The following is a 21,044-nucleotide window of genomic DNA, read 5'->3' on the forward strand; positions in this document are numbered from 1 at the left end:
AACTTTTCCTTAATAAATCAAAAAAGGAGAATAATCTCCCTTAATTTGATAATCGATGCAAAGCTTTATGATGAGCCATTAATGTTTTAATCCCATAAGGAACAGAAAATGCAATATCCAAAGTTTTTCCATTCACTTTCACAATAACTCCTTTACCAAAAGTATCATGTTCAACCAAGTCACCCTGTTTCCAATCCGTAATTTCATTATCACCAATCATCTCATCAACACTTGGTGTTAAATGCAAATATTCTCGAGATTTAAATTGAGAAGGATTCCCTGCATGTTCAACATGATCACTTCCAATTTCATCAATAAAACGTGATGACATCTTAGGCGAATTCGTTATAAAATTAAATCCCTGACTATCTGTTAAATACAAACGCTTTTTAGCACGTGTAAAAGCAACATATGCCAAACGTCTTTCTTCCTCCATGCCATCATCTCCACCTTCGGAAACACTTCTAAAACTTGGGAAGATATCTTCTGATAATCCCACCACAAAGACATAATTAAATTCCAAACCTTTAGCCATATGAATACTCATTAATGACACATATTCATCATCAAAAATATCATCTTGTGATGTGTATAAAGCAATATCCTGTAAATAACTTTCAAAATTAGCTGAATCTGGATGTGTATTCATATAATTTGTGATAGAATTTTTTAATTCCATTAAGTTTTGAATACGATTTTCATCTTGATCATTTCTTAGCATATCAAAATACCCTAAATCAATTAATAATTTTTCAAAAAGATCAGGTAAAGCTAATGATGAATGTTTAGCATTTTCAATACATGTTACAAATTGACTTAATTGTTTTTTGGCTTTACCAGAAATACCAATTTCATCAGCATATAAACATAAAGCTTCATAATTCGTTATACCATATTCAATAGCTTTATTTTGAATCTTTTCTAAGGTTTTTGCCCCAACCCCTCTGGCTGGAACATTAACAATCCTTTCAAAAGACAAATCATCCTGATTGACCATCAAACGAATATAACTTAAAGCATCTTTCACTTCCTTACGATTAAAAAACTTTAAACCTCCAAATATCTTATAATCAATTTGACGTTGAATAAGTTTTTGTTCAAAAGCACGAGAAAGATAATTAGCACGATATAAAATCGCAAAATCATGGTAGTTCACACCCTCAACAGTATGAATAATATTTTCAATTGTATCACAAACAAAATTAGCCTCTGCTTCTTCATCCACTCCTGAATAATGCATGACTTTTGGACCTTCTTCTAATTCTGTAAATAAATCTTTTTCCATTCGATTTTTATTTTTACGAATTAAATTATTAGAAATATCAAGAATGGTTTTTGTAGAACGATAGTTTTGATCTAGAATAACTGTTTTGGTATGAGGAAAATCTTTTTCAAAATTCATAATAAAATTAATATCTGAACCTCTAAATGAATAGATTGTTTGATCAGGATCTCCAACCACACATAATGTTGATTGACCAGATAAATATTTAATTAATTTATAATCCACTTCACTGACATCTTGAAACTCATCCACATGAATAAATTGAAATTGTCTTTGCCATCTTTCTAAGATTTCAGGATATTTTTCAAATAATTCAACAGTCTTTAATAATAAATCATCAAAATCCAACATAAAATGTTCTTCTTTATATTGTTCATAATCTTGATAAGCAATTGCTTTTTTTTGTTCACCAATAAAATCACCCGCAAATTCAAAAGCACGACTTGGTGTAACGCCACCAATCTTACATGTTGATATATAATTGATGCAACTTTTTAAACTGATTGTTTTAGGATCAATTTGACGTTCTTTAAAGATTTTCTTTAATAATGATTTTTGATCTTCTTCATCCATAATAATAAAATTATTAGGATAATTTAAAGCCCGTATATTTTGTCTTAAAATACGTACACATAAAGAGTGAATCGTACAGAGTAATGCCCCTGAAGCATAGTCTCCCAATAAACGAATGACTCTTTCTTTCATTTCATTAGCCGCTTTATTCGTAAAAGTAATTGCCAATATATGACGTGGTTCAATTCCAATTTCTTCAATCAAATAAGCAATACGATAAGTTAAAACTCTCGTCTTTCCACTTCCTGCTCCAGCAATAATACGTAAATGCGAGTCTAAATAAGTCGCTGCTTCCTTTTGTTTAGGATTTAATAATTCATCTAAATTCATATCGTATCACTCCTTCGTTTGTTTATTATAACACATTTTAAAGATAAGAAAAGTGATGAAATCACTCATCACTTGTCTAAAGATGAAAAATCATGATTAATAATCTCAACCAATGTAAATTCATCATTTTCAAATTCAAATTTTCCAAAATTCCGTTCTTTTAAACCTTTAACTCTTGTATAAGCTATTTTCCCCTGTGTCGCAAGTTCAAGCGTATCACAAGCACGTTCTGATGTTGAAGCATAAGCATGATCAAAAACAATATTATTTTTGATAAAATATTTCCCCACAATACGAGCTTGATTTTCTCCAATCTCAGTTAAGGGTGCATCACACCATCCATGAATTTTACGTCTTACATTAAATAAAGTTTGTCCATGTCGCATTAAATATAAAGTTTTTTTCCTTTGTTATTTCTCTTTCATTTTTACAAGAACAATGTGATGCGCAAGGAGCTATGATCTTATTTTAAAAGTTTGTGGTCCTTTTTTATAAACCAAATAACACGCAATGACACAATAAAGGAAACAAAAAGCCACTACTGAAAAACTAAATAAATAAAATGGTAAACGCATATTCATAAACAGAAAACAAATAAAATAAGTCAAAGACGTTATAAGCTGATACATAGGATTTTTTACTTCAGTATAAGCATTATAAGGTTGTAATAAATAATACAAAACCAAATAATGGGTTGAAAAGAAAATACTCATAGAAATAATTGAAATAAAACTCATTAAAGAATACCCAATTTGATGAATTCCTAAAAGATTTAATAAAATCACATAACCTATTGCAATCACCAAAGCAGGAATTAAATTAATCTTTATCATTTCTCTTAAACGTATTTGAAATAATTTTAAGAGATTTTTTGGTTCATGAAAAAAAGCATAATTAAGCATACAATAATCACAATTAATAAACATCGCATTGGTTATATTTTTCGTTGTATTTAACATATACATAATAAAAACAAAATATGGTAAAGATAAAATTAAAAAATCCTTGATATTTTCTTTTAGACTAGGCACAACTTGTACCCCAATAATAAGTGATATAACAACTACAAGTAATATGTAAGTTTGTCTTTTGGCAAAGCGCCAAATAATTTTATGATGACGTTTCATAAATAATTCATTCATCATTTCAAAACCTTTTTTATGACTTTGAGTGATTTTTGATTGATCAATCATTTGATGATACGATTCTTCTTGAATTTGTGACATACTTGCCTCTAATAATAAAGCGTCCATATCCCCTAACATATCCTTACACATCATTTGATATGCCGGAAACTTAAAAATATAAACAAGTCCTATCATACCTAAAAGTGTCATCATAACAGATAAAATAACAACACTAAAAACTGGTAAATAAATTTGAAAGAAAACACAAGCATAAGCTGCAAAAAAACAAATCGTTAATAAAACAGTCAATGGTTTTGGAATATTATTGCCAGTGTAAACACGATGAGAATGTAAATACGCATATGAACAATACATGCCTACAATGATTTTCATTCCACAAACTAATAAAGTTAAAACCAAGCATAGCCATAATGGAAATGTAAACATAAATGAAATCCAATATAAAACAACCATATTCCCAATAAAATGTCTAATGATTGTATATAGAAACTGAGAAACAACATATTCTCTTGCATTCATACGCATTAAAATAATTCCATAATATTTGTCTTTACTGACTTCAAAAAGATCATTATTGATAAAAGCACCAATAAATGATAAAAAAGCAAAAATAGTTAGAAAAGAAAGTAAATCATTTCTTTCTATTAAAAAGATTGGTAAAACATAAAAGAATATAAAATAAACAATTTTTCCTAGGAAAATATTTATAATTTCCCATAAGGCACTCAGGATATTTGCAAAAGTTTTCAATCCAAGATGTTTATATAAAGATGCTGGTAAAAATTTTTTAATAATCGGAATTTGTTTCAGTCCATAAATAATACTATTCACACGATAAGTATTATGTATACGATAAGCAATTAACCATGTCTTTATCATAGGCTTTCATCCTTTAATAAAGTAATAATCTTTTCTTGAAACTCATCATCACTTAATTCATCTTTTGAAACCATTGATAAGACTCCATGATTTAATAAAACAATCTCATCACATAAATCAACAGCTAATTCCATAATATGGGTAGAAAAAATTAAAATATGTTCGTCTTTTATTTTTCTTAATAACTTTTTCATCTCATCTGCCACAACAACATCTAAAGAAGTTAAAGGTTCATCCAACAATAAGATAAATGGATTATATATAAAGTTAATTAACATTTGCATCTTATTTTTCATCCCATGAGAAAAATCTTTTAAAAGACGATCTCGATCTTCTGGTAAAATTCCCATAAAATCAAAATACTCATCAACAGTTTTTACATTAGGAATATCTTTTTGATTGATATCAATAAAAAATTGTAAAAATTCTCTTGCTGTTAAAAATTCTGGAACAGAAGGTGTTGATAAAACATAACCAATATCACCAGTTGTGACTTTCCTTTGTTCATTTCCATCAAGAATATAAAACTTTCCTTGATCAATAGGAAGATCTTGATTCAAACAATTAAATAAAGTTGTTTTCCCTGCCCCATTTCTTCCTAACAAACCATAGATTTTCCCTTTCTCAAAACGAAAATCAATATCTTCTAAAACATGTTTACCCTCAAAATATTTCTGTAAATGTTCAATGACTAATTCCATCATCATACCCCCTTGTAATAGTTACAAGTATATCATTTTCAATGATAAAAAAATAGATAAAATTAAAAATCAATAACCTATTCATCACAACATTATATGAAACTATAGGATATTTCTTGATTTTATTGTATAATAAAGTCAATTGAGATAGGAGTGAAAAATATGTATTTAGTTATTGATGTAGGAGGAACTTATACCAAATATGGTTATTATAATAAAGAGGGACATTGCTTTGAAAATGGCCAATTTGAAACAATCAAAACAAATCGAATGGCTTTTTATGAAAGCTTAGAAAAATTAGTTCAGCAAAATACCAAAGGAATTGCTTTAAGTATGCCAGGAATCTTAAATGCACAAACTGGAGAAATGCTAGCTGTTACCTTACTTCCTTTTTTAAATCATCATAATATTAAAGAAGAATTACAAGAACGTACCAAACTTCCTGTTTCGATTCAAAATGATGCCAAATGTGCAGCCTTGGGTGAAATGTGGCAAGGAAGTTTACAAAACATGAGTAATGCTTTTATGCTCGTCTTTGGAAGTGGAATTGGTGGAACAATTATAATGAATGGAGAATTGGTTGATAGTCCTCGGCATAAAGCTGGTGAAGTTGGTTGCTTATTAGCACCAGAAACACTTGATTATTCATCGGTATATAATATTTCAAAGAGTGATAGTGGTATAGCCCTGATTCGTGATTTAAGCCAAGCAATTGGTTGTGAGCCTGATGGACAAATTGTTTTTCAAAAACTTTTTGATCATCAAGAAGCAAGACAAATCTTTCAAGCGTTTTGTCGCAGAATTGCTATGTTAATCTATAATTTGGATTATCTTTTTGATTTGGATGCGGTTAGTATTGGTGGAGGAATAAGTGCCCAGGAAATCTTAATTTCTACAATCCAAGAAGAATTTCAAAAGATGCGAGATTTACATCAAGAAGATGATCACCAGCCAATTATTCAAGCTTGTACATTTTTAAATGGCGCAAATTTATTAGGTGCCTTGCATTATTATTTAAAAACAATTGAAAAAAATTAAAAAGGAAGATGCCCATCTTCCTTTATTTAATTTCTAATTGATTTGGATCTAAGAATTGACTTTGGTGTTTCTTATAAGCAACAAAAGTACGATTTGCTATATCGAGTGAAATATCGCCAATTCTTTCCATATGTGATAAAATATCTAAGAAAACTGAAGCAGAGACAGAATTATCACAAATATTATCACACATACGTTCAAAATGATTCTGTTGACATTCTAAAATCAAAGCATTGAGTTGTTTTGTTTTACTATTGAGCTGTCCTAATAAACGAGTCCCTTTGCGAGTCTCATAGATATGCATTGCAGTGATAAGCATATCTTCTACTAAAGCATAGATTTTCTTAAAATCATCAATAGCCCCTTGAGAAAATTGACCATTTTCATCATAAACCATTTTATAAAAATCTATGAGATTATTAACTTGGTCAGAAATTTGTTCTAAGTGTTTAATAATTTGATAATTTTTATAATATTCTTGGGTTTGATCTTTTGATAATGTAGGTTGTTGAGCAATTTTTAATAGATATTGTGATAAATTAGCATCATATTTATTAACCAATGCTTCAACTTCAAGGACTTCATCATAAACTTCTTGTTCTTTTGAAGTGAGATAATGCTGGGATAGTTTTATATTTTCTAAGACATTACGTCCCATTCGCATTGTATTCTTTTTAGCAACAGCTAAAGCTGCAGCTGGGAATTTTTCAATCAATTGATCATCTAACTCATCAATATTTTCAATTTTAACCCCTCTAGAATCTTCACCAGGTATCAAAAGTTGAAGTAATTTCACACATTGACCAACAAAAGGAATAATTAAAATTGTAGAAATAACATTGAAAAGAAAATGTGCCTGAGCAATATACATTTCACCGCTTCCACCAATCAAATGATTGGCAAAGTTAGTCAATTGAACAAAAGGAATCAACAATAACATCCCAAGTAATGCACCTAAAACATTATATACAGCATGAAACCAAGCTGCACGACGTGTTGAAATAGATCCGCCAATCGCCGCTAGTAAAGCTGTCATACATGTTCCAACATTGGCTCCAAAGATAAATGCTGCCCCTGCAGCTGGTGATAATGCTCCAGTAACATAGAGTTTTTGAACAATTCCAATAACTGCGGTTGAAGATTGCATAATCGCTGTAGCCAGTGTTGCCCCTAACAAAGCAAACCAAGGTTGTTTACCTAACATCACCATGATATCCATAAACCATGGTTGTTTAGCAATCATTACCAATTGATCACTCATTAATTCCAAGCCAACAAAAATCAATCCAAAGCCAGCAACGACTTTACCAATATATGACATTTTCTTACGTTTAGCCAAAAACATCATTGCTATTCCAATAAAAACAAAATAATAAGCAAATTGTTCAATATTTAAGCCAATCATAATCGATGTCACACATGTTCCAATATTTGCTCCAATCGTAATTCCAATAGCCTGAACAAGTCCCATTAACCCCGCTCTTACAAGACTAATTGAAATAACTGTCACAGCTGAACTGGAATGCAAAAGTGCCGATATCACTGTTCCTACAAAAATAGACATAAAGAGATTACGGGTATATTTTTCAATATATTCTCGAATTCTTGTTCCAGCAATACTTTTTAAAGCATCACTCATCATATTGATGCCATAAATAAATATTGCTAATCCTCCTAAAACAATTCCTACCATTTGAATTGTTGCTGCATTTAACCAATTTGCCATATCTCTCACCATCTTTCTATCTCTATTTTACCATAGCTTTTCCCTTAAATGATAAAAATTCAAAAACAAAAAAGTATTTTAAACATGATATGTTTGAAAATACTTTTGAATATAAGCTTGATCTAAATTTAATTGTTGAATCAATTCATCTTTATTATGAAATGACTTTTCTTTACGAATGAATAAATAAAACTCAACAACAATCTTTTCTCCATAAATATCTTGATTAAAATCAAAAATATTCACTTCTAAAGATGGTTTATCTAAAGCAGTAAAGGTAGGATTATATCCAATATTACACATTCCTATATAACATTGTCCTTGAATATAAACCTTCACTCCATAGACCCCATTAACCGGTAAGAAATAAGAATGATAATCAATATTAGCAGTTGGAAAACCAATTAAATGCCCTATTCTTCTTCCTTTAATAACTTCACCTTTAATTGTATATTGGCGTCCCAATAATTCATTTAAATCTTCAATTTGACCACGTTCTAAATGATTTCTAATACGTGATGAAGAAATTTTTTCATCTTTATAAATAACTTCATCAATCACACTTACACCTAAATCTGTATGTTTTTTTAAAGTTGTTGGGTCACCTGAATTACAAGCTCCAAAGCGAAAATCATAACCACATACAACATGTTGAATATGACAATTGATTAAATATCTTTCTATGAAAGTTTCAGGTGAAATAGCAGCTACTTCTTTAGTAAACTCAATAACAAATAAATAATCAATCCCTTTATCTTCTAAAATCGCAATACGATCATTCATTGAAGTTAAATACTTTTCTTCAGTAATCTTTCCTAATACATACAAAGGATAATGATCAAAAGTCATTAAGGCTTTTGCATAACCTTTTTCATTTGATACCTTAATCACTTCATCAACCAAGGCCATATGTCCAACATGAAGTCCATCAAAAAAACCAATGGCACTACATACCGGTTGTTCTATATCGACTTTTTGTCCCCTTAAATAAATAACTTTCATTAAAATAATCCTCTCACACTTTTTAGATAACCTTTGCCATCTGGTCCATAGACAGCCAAGACTTTTCCCTCACGATTAACAACAACAACTTGATGGTCAATATCACTTTTGATTGTCTTTCCATGAATCACAATATTTTCATCTTCAACTTCGTATTTTTCAAAATGAGCAAAAGCTTCCTCTAAACTCAAAAGATGAAAATGTCCCTTTTCAACATCTTCTAAACTCACACAATCCTTTAAAAGAAAATGACCTGATTGACTTCTGATTAAATGTGACATATGACCAGGATAACCTAGCTTTCGAGCAATATCAACACAAAGAGAACGAATATATGTTCCTTTTGAACATTTTACCTGAAAACGAATAATATTATCTTTTTGTTCAAGTAATTGGATATCTTTAATCACAATATCACGTGGTTCAATATGAACATCTTCACCATTTCTAGCATATTCATATAATTTTTTTCCATTCACCTTAATGGCTGAATAGATCGGTGGCATTTGTTTTTGAGCGCCTAAAAAAGACAACAATACTTCTTCAACATGATCGACACCTTGAAATTCTTTTGTTTCTAATACTGTACCACTAGCATCATATGTATCCGTAGATTTTCCTAAAGAAAGTGTTGCTATATATTCTTTTTCTTCACTTGTTAAAAATTGCAAAGCCTTTGTTGCTTTACCAATACATAAAACCAAAACCCCTGTTGCATCAGGATCCAAAGTTCCACAATGTCCAACTTTCTTAGTATGTAACAAACGTCTTATACAGTTAACAACATCATGACTTGTCATACCCGCTGGTTTGTTAATTAATAATATTCCATCCATCTTATCACCGTTGTTTAGTATACCATAAATAACCAAGAAAAGAAATAAAGAGTTCTTGTCATAAGAACCCTTTATTTTGCTTCGTGATAAACATGATTTACAGCAACCTCAAAGACAACATTAGCATTTGCTAAACTTACAGTTTTTCCATTAATTGTCGTACTTCCATAATTTGAAGGAAATGTAATATCAATTTCTTTGGTTTGAGTTGCTTTTAATCCCATTAATTGATTTTCAAAACCAGGAACAAATTGACCAGATCCAAGTTCTAATAAGAAACCATTGGCACTTCCTCCATCAAAAGCTTCTCCTTTTAACTTTCCAACATAATCAATTTTTACAATATCACCTTTTTGACTTGCTTCTTTGGTTTCTTTATAAGCTTTATTTAATGTAATATCAAACTCACATTTTTGACCAGCTAAATCTCTAGATTGATAATTCTCAGGAAATGTGACTTCAATTGTTTTTTCACTTCCCACTTTCATATCAACAATTTGTTCTTCAAATCCATCAATAAAAGTCTTTGAACCTAATTCTAAAATATAACCTTCAGCCGTTCCACCTTGAAAAGCTTTTCCTGCTAATTTCCCAACAAAATCAATGTTTACAACATCTCCATTTTCAGCTTTAACTTGAGATGTAGACGTTTTTTCACTTTGACATCCTGTTAATAATCCTAAACACAATAAAGCAACTAAAATTTTCTTCATATCTTACCTCTACTTATGATTAATGACATAATAGTTTTTCTTACCACGTCTAATAACAGTAGCAACTTGACCAAATGCATTTTCTTTCTTCACAACAAATTCCACATCTGTAACTTTTTCACCATTAACTAATACTGATCCACCTGTAACGAATTGACGAGCTTCACGATTTGAAGAAGCTGCACCTACTTTAACTAAGGCAGTTAAGATTTGAGTATCTTCTTCCATTTCAATGCTTGGAACTCCATTGAAGCAAGATTGAACTTGTTCTAATGTTAAATTTTGAATTTTTCCAGAGAACAACATTTGAGAGATTTCTAATGCTTCATTATATGCTTCTTCACCATGAATGAAGGTAATAACTTCTTTTGCTAAAGCTTTATGAGCTTCTCTTAAATGTGGTTGTGTTTTATTCTTTTCTTCTAATTCTTCAATTTCTTCTTTTGATAAGAAAGTTAAGAATTTTAAGTAATCAATGACTTTGTCATCTTCTGAATTGATAAAGAATTGATACATTTCATATGGAGATGTCTTTTTACGATCTAACCAAATCGCATGTCCATTTGTTTTTCCAAATTTTGTACCATCAGATTTTGTAAGTAATGGCATTGTAAATCCATAAGCTTCTTTTCCTGTTTTCTTTCTAATTAATTCAATCCCAGCTGTAATGTTTCCCCATTGATCTTGACCAGCAACTTGCATATGACAATCTTTATTTTCATATAACCAATAAAAGTCCATGGCCTGCATAATCATGTAAGAAAATTCTGTATAAGTAATTCCTAAATCTAATCTTCTTTTAACAATATCTTTATTTAACATGTAATTAACGTTAAAGTATTTTCCATAGTCTCTTAAAAAGTCAATAAAGTTTAAATCTTTTGACCAATCATAGTTATTAACAACTTCAAAACCAAATAAATCTTGAGCTTGTTTCTTTAAACAATCAAAATTATGTTGAACTTGTTCTTTTGTAATCATTGGTCTTTCAGTATCAGGTTTTGGATCACCAATTAAACCAGTTGCTCCACCAACCAATAAAATAGGATTATGCCCTGCATCTTTTAATCTCTTACTAATTAAAAAAGATGAAAAATGTCCAATATGTAAACTATCTCCAGTTGGATCAGTTCCAATATAGAAAGTCATTCCTCCATTATTTAATTTTTCTTCTAAATCTGGTGAACTGACATCTTTAATCAATCCACGCCATACCAATTCATCATAAATTTTCATAATATCCTCCTTATAATATAAAAGAGAATTCCTCCCAAAGGACGAATTCTCGCGGTACCACCTTTATTTATGTTTACACATACTCTCTTATTGATAACGGTGTTGCCACCGTCTAAGCTTTGCACTTAGATGCTCCAGAGTGTATTCATTATATTTTGTGACTTGTTTCCACCATCCACAAGCTCTCTATGACACAGCCTATAACTACTTGTCTCCTTCAACGCTTGAATATATCATATTAAATTTTGAAGATGAAGTCAACAGCAAAATCGAAACATCATGAAAAAGTAAAGATTTCCGCTAATTTTGCTTTCGATTCTTCAATTCTATATTTATCAACAATAATAATCACTTGATCTCCCACATAAAATTGTGTATCACCATGAGGAATAATCTCACGTTTCCCTCGCATAATGGAAACCAATAAACAACGTGGAGGTAATTTTAAAGAAGCAACTGTTTGATTAACAGCAAGACTTCCTAAACTCACAACAAAAGAAATTAATTCTTTGTTTTCAACATAATCAGTTTGCGTTTTATTTTTAGTTAAACGATGTAATAAGCTTTCATAAATCGGTTCACTTCCAATACTATTTGCTACAATATAAGCAATAAAAGAAACCGCTGCAATTGGTAACATCAACTTCAATGTTCCACACATTTCAGCAATTAATACAATTCCAGTAATTGGAGCTCTTACAATTCCGGCAAAGAATCCAGCCATTGCAAAGATAATAAAATTCATAAAATATATTTCAGGAACCCCTAACATAATTGCAAGTTTCCCAAAAATAGCACCAATCAAACTCCCTAAAATAAGTAAAGGGAAGAAAATACCACCCGGTGCTCCCGAACCAAAACTTAATAATGAAAATATGAATTTAACAATCAATAGAATAACCAATGTTGATAAAACAACGTTTTCACTATTCAAATAACTCACTAAAACATGTCCTCCCCCAATGACTTGAGGGATATATAGACCTAAAATTCCAGAAATAAGTAACGGAATAATCACTTTTTGATGAGATTTTAAACAAGGAATTCTATCATAAAGATGTAGGGATGTCATTGTCATCTTATTATAAAAAGCCCCTAACAATCCCGTCGCAACTCCTAAGATCAATAACCATCCATAATCATATAAAGGTAATGCATAATCCATAGTAAAATGTAATGATGGTGATAAACCAAAAACATTACGACTTAAAAAATCACCTGTGATAGAAGCACACATAACAGAAACCAAAGCACTGGTTGAAAAATTCTTATGAACTTCTTCTAAAGCAAACATAATTCCTGCTAGTGGTGCATTAAATGCTGCCGATAAACCAGCTGCTGCTCCACATGTCAATAAAAATCTTTCTTCGGTTTTAATACGTTTAAAAAAACGTGAAACTGCTTTTCCTACCATTGCGCCTAATTGAATACTAGGCCCTTCTCGTCCTAAAGACAATCCCCCAACAATACAAAGCGTTCCTGCGACAATTTTCGCACAAAGAACCTTATACCAACACTGATCAATCTGCCCCTGAACTTCAGCTTCAACTTGAGGAATCCCTGAACCAGAAATATATGGTTCATATTTCAAAAACAAAGAAATAATAAACCCTAAAATTCCTAAACCTATTAACCATAAAATAATATAGAAGATATTTCCTTTCACAAAAGATGCAATTGTAAAATATAAAGATTCAGCATTCGTTAATAATAAACGATAAACAATCGCAATAAAACCAGCTATTCCACCAACTAATAAACCTTCAAAAAACAAACGACTGCTTAGTTTATTTCTTTCTTTTAATATATGTAGTGTTTCAGAATTTCTTTTTTCCATTCTTTTCCCCTCTTTCGCAAAAAAACTTCTAAATCCTTAGAAGTTTATTTTGTCGTTCCTCTTGGCATTAATAAATGCTGCACTGGAACTTCTCTTGCATCAATTTCTTCTTCATTTAAAATCTTCGTTAATAAACGAACAGCTAAAGCACCCATATCATAAACTGGAACATGAATAGATGTTAAAGCAGGACGACAAATTAAAGCATAGCTTGTATCCATCATTCCAATCACTTCCATATCACCAGGAACTTGAATACCATTATCAATAGCCGCATTAACAACAGCTACAGCTTCTTTATCATAACCTGAAAAAACAAGATCATGCTTATGATTTTTAAAATATTCTAAAAATTGTGGATAACTTTTTTCGTAATGTGTAGATGTTGGTAAAATTTGTTTATCTTTATCAAAAGTCATACCATGTTTTTGATAAGCTTCTTCAATACCTAAAATTAAATCTTCTGTTCTAATAAGATTTTGTTTTGGACTGACAAAAACAATATCCTTTTTACCTTTTGATAAATATTCATCAACAATATCATATGCAATCTTCTTTGCATCAATAAAAATTGAACCCATGTATTCACTAGAAACGCGTGAACCAATGACAACAGAAGGAATTTTATATTTATTAACCAATTGAATTTCTTGTTCAATTTCTTCATTATTAAATAAAATAACTCCATCAGCTCTTGATTTCACAACTTTTTCAATAACCGTTTCAATAGGGTTTCCATCACCGATTTCATCAGTTGTATAGATACTCACATTATAATCTAAACGACGGCTTGTATCACCAATACCCCCAATCATATCTTTAACATGTGCAAATAATGATTGAGGAAAAACAATAGCAATTGTTGTTGTTTTACTTGTTGCAAGTCCTCTTGCGATTTGATTAGGTTTGAAATCTAAACGTTGAATAGCTTCCATGACACGTTCACGTGTATTTGGTTTAACGACATTTGAGCCATTAATAACACGGGAAACCGTTGCTAAAGAAACACCTGCTTCTCTAGCAACATCATAAATTGTAACATTCTTACCCATAATTAATCTTTGATTTCTTCAATCATTTCTTCTAATTTATCTTCAACATCATCGATTTCTTCTTCTAATTCATCTAAGTATTCATCATCTAATGAAGCATCTAAAACTTTAGATTTTACTTCATCTATTTTAGAATTCACTTTATCAGTTAAATCAACAACACCTTCTTTAACTTGCATATACTGATCAGTTTCTTTCACTTTAGAAGCAAATTCTTCTAATTTTGCTTCTAAATCAGTTAATTTTGTTCTTGTTGTTTCTTTAAAAGTATCTACATCAAATTCATCAACTGATTTTTTCACTGTCTCAATTGTTTGACCTAACAATGCTTCAACATCTTCTTTAGTCATATTCTTTAATTGATCATATGCTTTTAAAGATTCTCTTTTAATATCCTCTCTTAATTCACTACCTTTTTTAGGAGCCAGTAACAATCCAGCAGCAGCACCAATTCCTAAACCTACTAAAAACTTTCCGAACTTCATTTCTCTCACCTTTCTTTTCTATTTTTTTCTTCTAAAGATAGAAGTTAAAAACCCTAATACTGAAAGTAATCCAGTTTTCATTGCACCTCTTGAAAAGAAACCACTTACTAATTCAACTGGTGCATTTAACATTTCCATTTTATTATTGACATCATCTAAAATATGATTCACTTTTGCTAAAGTTGTTTCAACAATTGTCATTAAAACAGTTGCTTCCTTCACAGCTCCAGACATTCTAATCAATAACAAGCCTAAGCTTAAACAAGCAAACGCAATACTCAATAGCAAAATACAATAACAGACTACTTGTGCGTCCATAAGTTCTCCTTTCCTCGACTTTCTTTCATTATACCATATTTTTCCATGAATGAAAAGCAAGCTCTATTGTGCTTTATAATCAATAACCATATCTTCTAATTTATAAATATCTTTACTACTCATAAAAAGATAAACAATATGATCATATTGAGCTAATAATTTTACAGCTTCTTCATCTTCATGAATGACATGTGCACGAGGAATATATTGTGCAATTTCATAAATATCAATATCAATTCCAGGTTCTTTTTTCGCGTTCTCTGGGAAATGAACCAAGAATGGATGATCAGCCAAATCCATTGCCTCAGCAAACTCTTTAGCAAATCTTAATCCTCTTGAAAAACGATCTGGTTGAAAAATAGCGACAATTTCTCTACCTGGATAACGTGAACGAGTTGCTTCAATTACATAACGAATAGCTGTTGGATGATGAGCATAATCATCAACATAGATATTATTCCCAACTTCCTTCACTGTATAACGACGTTTCACACCATCAAATGTTGCTAAACGTTGTTGAATATAATCAGCGCGCATATTCTCTAAATATCCTAAAGTAATGACTGCTAATGAATTGTATAACATATGCATTCCATAAAATGGTAAAGCAAAATGACCAAACAGCTCATTATGAATATAAACATCAAATGATAACCCATGATCATTATTAATGACATTTCTTGCTTGAACATCATTATGTTCACCTGTTCCAAATTTTAAAACACGGGTTGTATAATTCAAATGTGGTAAATGTGGATCATCACCCCATACAACAACTGTATCTTTTACTTGATTAGCAAATGTCTCAAATGATTTTTCATATTGTTCCATAGATTTAAAATAATCAACATGATCCATTTCTATATTATTAATCACAGCATAAGTTGGATAATAATGCAAGAAATGATCTTGATATTCACAAGTCTCACTAATAAAATACTTACTATCTTCTACCGCATGACCAGTTCCATCACCAATCAATACAGATGTTTTATCATAGTCTTTAAACAAATGATAAGCCATTCCTGTTGTTGTGGTTTTTCCATGTGTCCCGGCAATTCCAATGGAGATATACTTATCCATTAATTTTCCTAAAAAATCATAATACGTATGAGTTACAACATTAGGATTATCTTTTGCTGCTTTGACTTCTTCATTTGTTTCATCAAACGCATTTCCAATAATCACATCATAACCATCTTTAATATTATTCTTATCAAAAGAATAAATTGGAATTCCTCTTTTTCTTAATTCATCTTCAATAAAGATATATTTATCAATATCACTTCCAGCAACATCATATCCTAAATCATATAATATTGTTGCAAGTGATGCCATACCTGAACCTTTAATTCCTATAAAATAATACATCATCGTCACCTCGCCTCTATTCTAGCACAAATTGATGAAAATGTATGCTATCTCTTTATATTTTTTGTGATTTTTTTTGCAAATTTTAACAATTTGTTTTTATTGACTTCAATGGATAATTCCAATAACTCTACACATACTATAAATGTCAATAGAAATGAAAGGGAGATAAACAATGAGTCAAAAAAATTCAAGAAACAACCAAGTTCAAAATCAAAACAAAAGTAAAAACAAAGGGTATAATCAAAACCAACAAGAAAACAGTAGTTTTGATCAAATGAACAACTTCAAATTTGAAGATAATTCAAATGCAAGAGCATAAAACACGGGCAACCGTGTTTTTTCTTATTATGTCCTTTTTTTGAATATATAAACAAAAGGAATGCGCTTTTAGCACATCCCTTAACCGATAACTAACAAATCTTTTGTATATGAATTTAAAATTTCACAACCATCTTCAGTAACCAAAACAAGATCTTCAATTCTCACACCAAAATCACCTTGTAAATAAATACCTGGTTCAATAGAGAAAATCATGCCTGGTTCCACTTCCATATCAAAAGCCGCTGAAACATCACCATATTCATGAACATTTCTGCCTATAAAATGTCCTAAACGATGATTAAAGTTTTCACCATATCCGGCTTCACTAATCACATCTCTAGCTGCTTTATCAATATCACATAATTTAACCCCTGGTTTAATCATCGCTTCTGCAATCTCATTGGCTTTTCTAACCAAATCATAGACTTTTCTTTGTTCATCAGAAACTTCTTTATAGAAAACAGTTCTGGTCATATCACTACAATAACCTTGATATATTCCACCCATATCAATCACAATGCTGTCACCTGGTTTTAAAAGTGAATCATCACCTTCGTGATGTCCATCTGCCCCATTTGCTCCATAAGCAACAATTGGTTCAAATGAGTTACCTGAGCATCCTAAACTTTGAAAAATTCCAGCAACTTGTTTAGAAACTTCAATTTCAGTTAAATTTCCTTTGGCACATAATTGAATCACTTGATCAATAGCTAAATCATTAAGACGACTCGCTTCACGCATCAATTCTTTTTCTTTTTCTTCTTTAATCATGCGGACATGATCAACACAGATAGATCCAAGTTCAAAACAACATTCATCATTAGAAAGTTCCATAACCCGCATTAAAAATCTTGCTTCCCAGTTTTTATCAACACCTACCACATTGGCATCTTTTAATGCATCAGCAACCAATGCTGGTCCATCTTCTGTATCCGCATACCAAACAAGATTCATTTGCAAATCTTGATCTAAATAGAAAAGTTTATTTAAAAACATCGTATGATTGCCATCTAATGATAATAATAAGACAAACATTCTTTCACCAGGATGATTGTTATATCCTGTTAAATAATCAATTGAGCTAGGATCACTGATAATCAAATGATCCATTCCTCGTTCACTCATTTCATCTAAAACTTTATTCACTCTTGCTTGATTCATCTTTAACCACTCCTATTCCTAACTCATCTAATTGTGCATCAGCCACTGGTGTAGGAGCTTTTGACATTGGACAAGTGGCACTTGTATTTTTAGGGAATGCAATAACATCTCTTAAAGAATCACAACCACAAAGTAACATGGCAATTCTATCTAATCCTAAAGCAAATCCACCATGAGGAGGTGTTCCATATTGTAATCCTTCAACAAACCAACCAAATTGAGCATCAATTTGTTCTTGCGTAAATCCTAAAGCTTTAAAAGCTCTTTCTTGTAAGCTTTGTTCATAGATTCTTTGAGAACCTCCACCTAATTCAAAACCATTTAAAACAATGTCATAAGCATCTGCTAAACAGTTTTCAGGATCAGTTTCCATCTTATCAATATCTTCATCTTTAGGTCTTGTGAATGGATGATGTTTTGCATAATATCTTTGTGTTTCATCATCATATTCAAACATTGGGAAATCAACAACCCATAAGAAATCAAATGTTGATGGATCATATAATTTCAATTCTTTTCCTAAATAATTACGAATCGCTGCTAGTGAATCACAAACAACTTCATATTTTGCATCACTTACAAACAACAACAAATCATTTTCATGAGCATTCATAGCTGTTAATAAACGCTGCATTTGTTCATCTGTAAAGAACTTTGCAATTGGTCCTTGAACACCTTGATCAGTGACTTTTAACCAAGCTAATCCTTTCGCTTTATAAGTTTTTGCTAAGTCTTGTAATTGATCAATTTTCTTTCTAGAGAAGTTATTGGCTTCACCTATAACATTGATTCCTTTGACATGACCATGAGCTTCTAATGCACTTTTAAACACTGCAAAATCAACATCTGCAACTTCATCATTTAAGTTCACAAGTTCTAAACCAAAACGTGTATCAGGTTTATCAATACCATATCTTTCCATTGCTTCATGCCAAGTCAAACGACGAAGCGGTAATTCAATATCAATACCTTTGACATCACGCATTAATTTTGCAATCATACCTTCACCAATTTCTAAGATTTGATCAGTTGACATAAAACTCATTTCAACATCTACTTGAGTAAATTCAATTTGACGATCAGCACGTAAATCTTCATCTCTAAAACAACGGGCAATTTGATAATATTTTTCAAAACCAGAAACCATTAACAATTGTTTAAACAATTGAGGAGATTGTGGTAAAGCATAGAATTCACCTTTATGAACACGAGATGGAACTAAGAAATCTCTTGCTCCTTCAGGTGTTGAACGATTTAAATAAGGTGTTTCAATATCAATAAAATCTAAACCATCTAAATATTCTCTAATTGAACGTGTAATTTTATGTCTTGTCATAATGTTTTGTTGCATCACTGGACGTCTTAAATCAAGATAACGATATTGCATTCTTGTTTCTTCTAAGGCATCTGTTTCATCAGCCACAATCATTGGTGTTAATTTTGCTGTATTGACAATTGTAAATTCTTTTGCTTGAACTTCAATTTCACCTGTAGGAATCTTTGGATTCTTAGATGATCTTTCAATAACAGTTCCTTTTACCGATAAAATATATTCATTTTTAACATCTTTTAATCTTTCTTCAAAAGATTCATCAAAAATAATTTGTGTAATCCCATAACGGTCTCTTAAATCAATAAAAACCAAAGCTCCTAAATTTCTTTTCTTAGCAACCCATCCAATTAACTCAACATTATCACCTACATGAGTGATCCTTAACTCTCCATTGTTATGTGTTCTATTCATGATCATGTCCTCCTTCATAATGTTCTTCAATAAACGCAACAATATTTTCTAAAGGAACTTCAACTTGTTCTTTAGAATGATTACATTTCATATTCACAACTTCTTTTTGAACTTCTTCTTCACCAATAATCATTGAAAAATGAGCATGGAAACGATCTGCAGACTTAAATTGACCTTTTAATCCACGATCACAATAATCCATATCGCATGTAAATCCATTAGCACGAAGCATTGTCACAATTTGCATAGCTAAATCTTTAGCTTCAGCACCTAGAGGCATAACGTAAACATCAATACCTTCTTCTTCCTCAAAACGATCACCCATCGCAATCATTAATCTTTCCATTCCAAAAGCAAAACCAACGCCTGGAACATCTGGTCCACCAAGTTCACTGATAAGGGTATTATATCTTCCCCCACCTCCTACAGTAGAACCTGCACCTAACTTCGGATCATCAGAAATAACTTCAAAAACAGTATGCGAATAATAATCTAATCCACGCACAAGATTTGTATCAATCACATATTCAATTTCTAAATCATCAAGTAATTCACAAACTTTATCAAAGTGTGCTTTAGCACTTTCACTTAAATAATCAATTGTGTGTGGGGCATTATTCATAGCTGGATGATCTTTATCCACTTTACAATCTAAAATGCGTAAAGGATTTTTTTCATATCTTTGTTGACAGTCATAACATAAATCATTTAAAACTGGTTTAAAATGTTCTTTCAAAGCTTCACGATAAGCATTTCTTGATTCTTCATCACCTAATGAATTGATATGTAATTTAACATCATTTAATCCTAATGCTTCAACCACAGTAACAGCTAATACCATAGCTTCAACATCAACATATGGTGATTCTAAGCCAATCATTTCTACACCAAATTGGTGGAATTGTCTTTGTCTCCCATTTTGTGGTCTTTCATATCTAAACATTGGTCCCATATAATAAAGTTTTTGTAATTTTTCTGGTAATGCATACATTTTATTTTCTACATAACTTCTTGCAATTCCTGCAGTTCCTTCTGGACGTAATGTGATGGAACGTCCTTTTTTATCTTCAAATGTATACATTTCTTTTGTCACAACATCTGTTGTATCACCAACTGCTCTACTAAACAATTCAGTATGTTCAAAGATTGGTGTTCTCATTTCTTTAACGTTGTAGTTTGCACAGATTGTTCTTAATAGTTGTTCTAATTGTTGCCATTTTCCTGTTGCATCAGGTAAAATATCAACTGTTCCTCTTGGTGCACTATATGCCATTTTCTTTTCCTC

General features: G+C 30.9%; 18 protein-coding genes, 1 pseudogene and 1 other annotated feature. Of the genes and pseudogenes, 2 read left to right on the forward strand and 17 right to left on the reverse strand.

Annotated features, from left to right (window positions below; translation table 11 throughout):
- Window positions 1-40: 40 nt before the first annotated feature.
- From EDD60_RS13555 to EDD60_RS13570, 4 genes and pseudogenes are all read right to left on the reverse strand, one after another.
- Entirely contained in the window at window positions 41-2,188 is a 2,148-nt protein-coding gene (locus EDD60_RS13555) for an ATP-dependent helicase (RefSeq protein ID WP_066444504.1), read from the reverse strand.
- 119 nt (window positions 2,189-2,307) lie between these two features.
- Window positions 2,308-2,574 (reverse strand): annotated as a pseudogene (locus EDD60_RS13560) (phosphoglycerate mutase family protein); the annotation flags it as partial.
- 69 nt (window positions 2,575-2,643) lie between these two features.
- On the reverse strand, window positions 2,644-4,215 hold the full coding sequence (locus tag EDD60_RS13565) for a hypothetical protein (RefSeq protein WP_066444502.1): 1,572 nt from the start codon (window positions 4,213-4,215) through the stop codon (window positions 2,644-2,646).
- Window positions 4,212-4,916 (reverse strand): ABC transporter ATP-binding protein, encoded by a 705-nt coding sequence (locus EDD60_RS13570; RefSeq protein ID WP_132226498.1) that lies wholly within the window; start codon window positions 4,914-4,916, stop codon window positions 4,212-4,214. Before EDD60_RS13570 ends, EDD60_RS13565 begins: the two co-directional genes overlap by 4 nt.
- Window positions 4,917-5,078: 162 nt before the next feature.
- Here EDD60_RS13570 and EDD60_RS13575 point away from each other — a divergent pair, with 162 nt between their 5' ends.
- Complete coding sequence (locus EDD60_RS13575) at window positions 5,079-5,954, forward strand: ROK family protein (protein ID WP_066444492.1); 876 nt, start codon at window positions 5,079-5,081, stop codon at window positions 5,952-5,954.
- Between the two features lie 22 nt (window positions 5,955-5,976).
- On the opposite strand, the gene EDD60_RS13580 is transcribed toward EDD60_RS13575, so the two are convergent.
- The 10 genes from EDD60_RS13580 to murC form a co-directional block, all read right to left on the reverse strand.
- Window positions 5,977-7,680, reverse strand: a complete 1,704-nt coding sequence (locus EDD60_RS13580; RefSeq protein ID WP_066444534.1) for a Na/Pi cotransporter family protein — start codon at window positions 7,678-7,680, stop codon at window positions 5,977-5,979.
- Window positions 7,681-7,758: 78 nt separating this feature from the next.
- Complete coding sequence (locus EDD60_RS13585) at window positions 7,759-8,682, reverse strand: bifunctional riboflavin kinase/FAD synthetase (RefSeq protein ID WP_132226499.1); 924 nt, start codon at window positions 8,680-8,682, stop codon at window positions 7,759-7,761.
- The gene (gene truB / locus EDD60_RS13590; protein ID WP_066444488.1) at window positions 8,682-9,518 is read right to left on the reverse strand and encodes a tRNA pseudouridine(55) synthase TruB; all 837 of its coding nucleotides are present in this window, start codon (window positions 9,516-9,518) and stop codon (window positions 8,682-8,684) included. The genes EDD60_RS13585 and truB overlap by 1 nt, the downstream gene beginning before the upstream one ends.
- A gap of 71 nt (window positions 9,519-9,589) precedes the next feature.
- Window positions 9,590-10,231: an FKBP-type peptidyl-prolyl cis-trans isomerase gene (locus tag EDD60_RS13595; RefSeq protein ID WP_066444483.1), complete on the reverse strand. Its 642-nt coding sequence runs from the start codon at window positions 10,229-10,231 to the stop codon at window positions 9,590-9,592.
- Between the two features lie 9 nt (window positions 10,232-10,240).
- Window positions 10,241-11,467: a tyrosine--tRNA ligase gene (gene tyrS / locus EDD60_RS13600; protein ID WP_066444480.1), complete on the reverse strand. Its 1,227-nt coding sequence runs from the start codon at window positions 11,465-11,467 to the stop codon at window positions 10,241-10,243.
- Window positions 11,468-11,501: 34 nt separating this feature from the next.
- Window positions 11,502-11,697: a binding site (T-box leader), on the reverse strand.
- Window positions 11,698-11,744: 47 nt separating this feature from the next.
- A complete protein-coding gene (locus EDD60_RS13605; protein ID WP_066444478.1) occupies window positions 11,745-13,304 on the reverse strand; it encodes a ClC family H(+)/Cl(-) exchange transporter in 1,560 nt (519 codons plus the stop codon).
- A 44-nt stretch (window positions 13,305-13,348) separates the two neighbouring features.
- Window positions 13,349-14,356, reverse strand: a complete 1,008-nt coding sequence (locus EDD60_RS13610; protein WP_066444475.1) for a LacI family DNA-binding transcriptional regulator — start codon at window positions 14,354-14,356, stop codon at window positions 13,349-13,351.
- Between the two features lie 2 nt (window positions 14,357-14,358).
- Window positions 14,359-14,841 (reverse strand): YtxH domain-containing protein, encoded by a 483-nt coding sequence (locus EDD60_RS13615; protein WP_066444474.1) that lies wholly within the window; start codon window positions 14,839-14,841, stop codon window positions 14,359-14,361.
- A gap of 18 nt (window positions 14,842-14,859) precedes the next feature.
- Window positions 14,860-15,159, reverse strand: coding sequence for a DUF948 domain-containing protein (locus EDD60_RS13620; protein WP_066444473.1), 300 nt, complete (start codon window positions 15,157-15,159; stop codon window positions 14,860-14,862).
- Between the two features lie 63 nt (window positions 15,160-15,222).
- A complete protein-coding gene (murC, locus tag EDD60_RS13625; RefSeq protein WP_066444472.1) occupies window positions 15,223-16,530 on the reverse strand; it encodes a UDP-N-acetylmuramate--L-alanine ligase in 1,308 nt (435 codons plus the stop codon).
- Window positions 16,531-16,705: 175 nt separating this feature from the next.
- On the opposite strand from murC, the gene EDD60_RS16130 reads away from it, so the two are divergent.
- Window positions 16,706-16,852: a hypothetical protein gene (locus EDD60_RS16130; protein ID WP_165973153.1), complete on the forward strand. Its 147-nt coding sequence runs from the start codon at window positions 16,706-16,708 to the stop codon at window positions 16,850-16,852.
- Between the two features lie 80 nt (window positions 16,853-16,932).
- Here EDD60_RS16130 and EDD60_RS13630 read toward each other — a convergent pair whose 3' ends face one another.
- Genes EDD60_RS13630 through hisS form a run of 3 tightly spaced genes read right to left on the reverse strand, consistent with a single transcriptional unit; the run spans window position 16,933 to window position 21,032 of the window.
- The gene (locus tag EDD60_RS13630) at window positions 16,933-18,015 is read right to left on the reverse strand and encodes a M24 family metallopeptidase (protein ID WP_066444470.1); all 1,083 of its coding nucleotides are present in this window, start codon (window positions 18,013-18,015) and stop codon (window positions 16,933-16,935) included.
- The gene (aspS, locus tag EDD60_RS13635; RefSeq protein WP_066444467.1) at window positions 17,993-19,759 is read right to left on the reverse strand and encodes an aspartate--tRNA ligase; all 1,767 of its coding nucleotides are present in this window, start codon (window positions 19,757-19,759) and stop codon (window positions 17,993-17,995) included. Before aspS ends, EDD60_RS13630 begins: the two co-directional genes overlap by 23 nt.
- On the reverse strand, window positions 19,752-21,032 hold the full coding sequence (hisS, locus tag EDD60_RS13640) for a histidine--tRNA ligase (RefSeq protein WP_132226500.1): 1,281 nt from the start codon (window positions 21,030-21,032) through the stop codon (window positions 19,752-19,754). The genes aspS and hisS overlap by 8 nt, the downstream gene beginning before the upstream one ends.
- Between the last annotated feature and the right edge of the window lie 12 nt (window positions 21,033-21,044).

Origin of the sequence: Longibaculum muris (genome assembly GCF_004343035.1) — a bacterium.
In the GTDB taxonomy this organism is placed as follows: domain Bacteria; phylum Bacillota_I; class Bacilli_A; order Erysipelotrichales; family Coprobacillaceae; genus Longibaculum; species Longibaculum muris.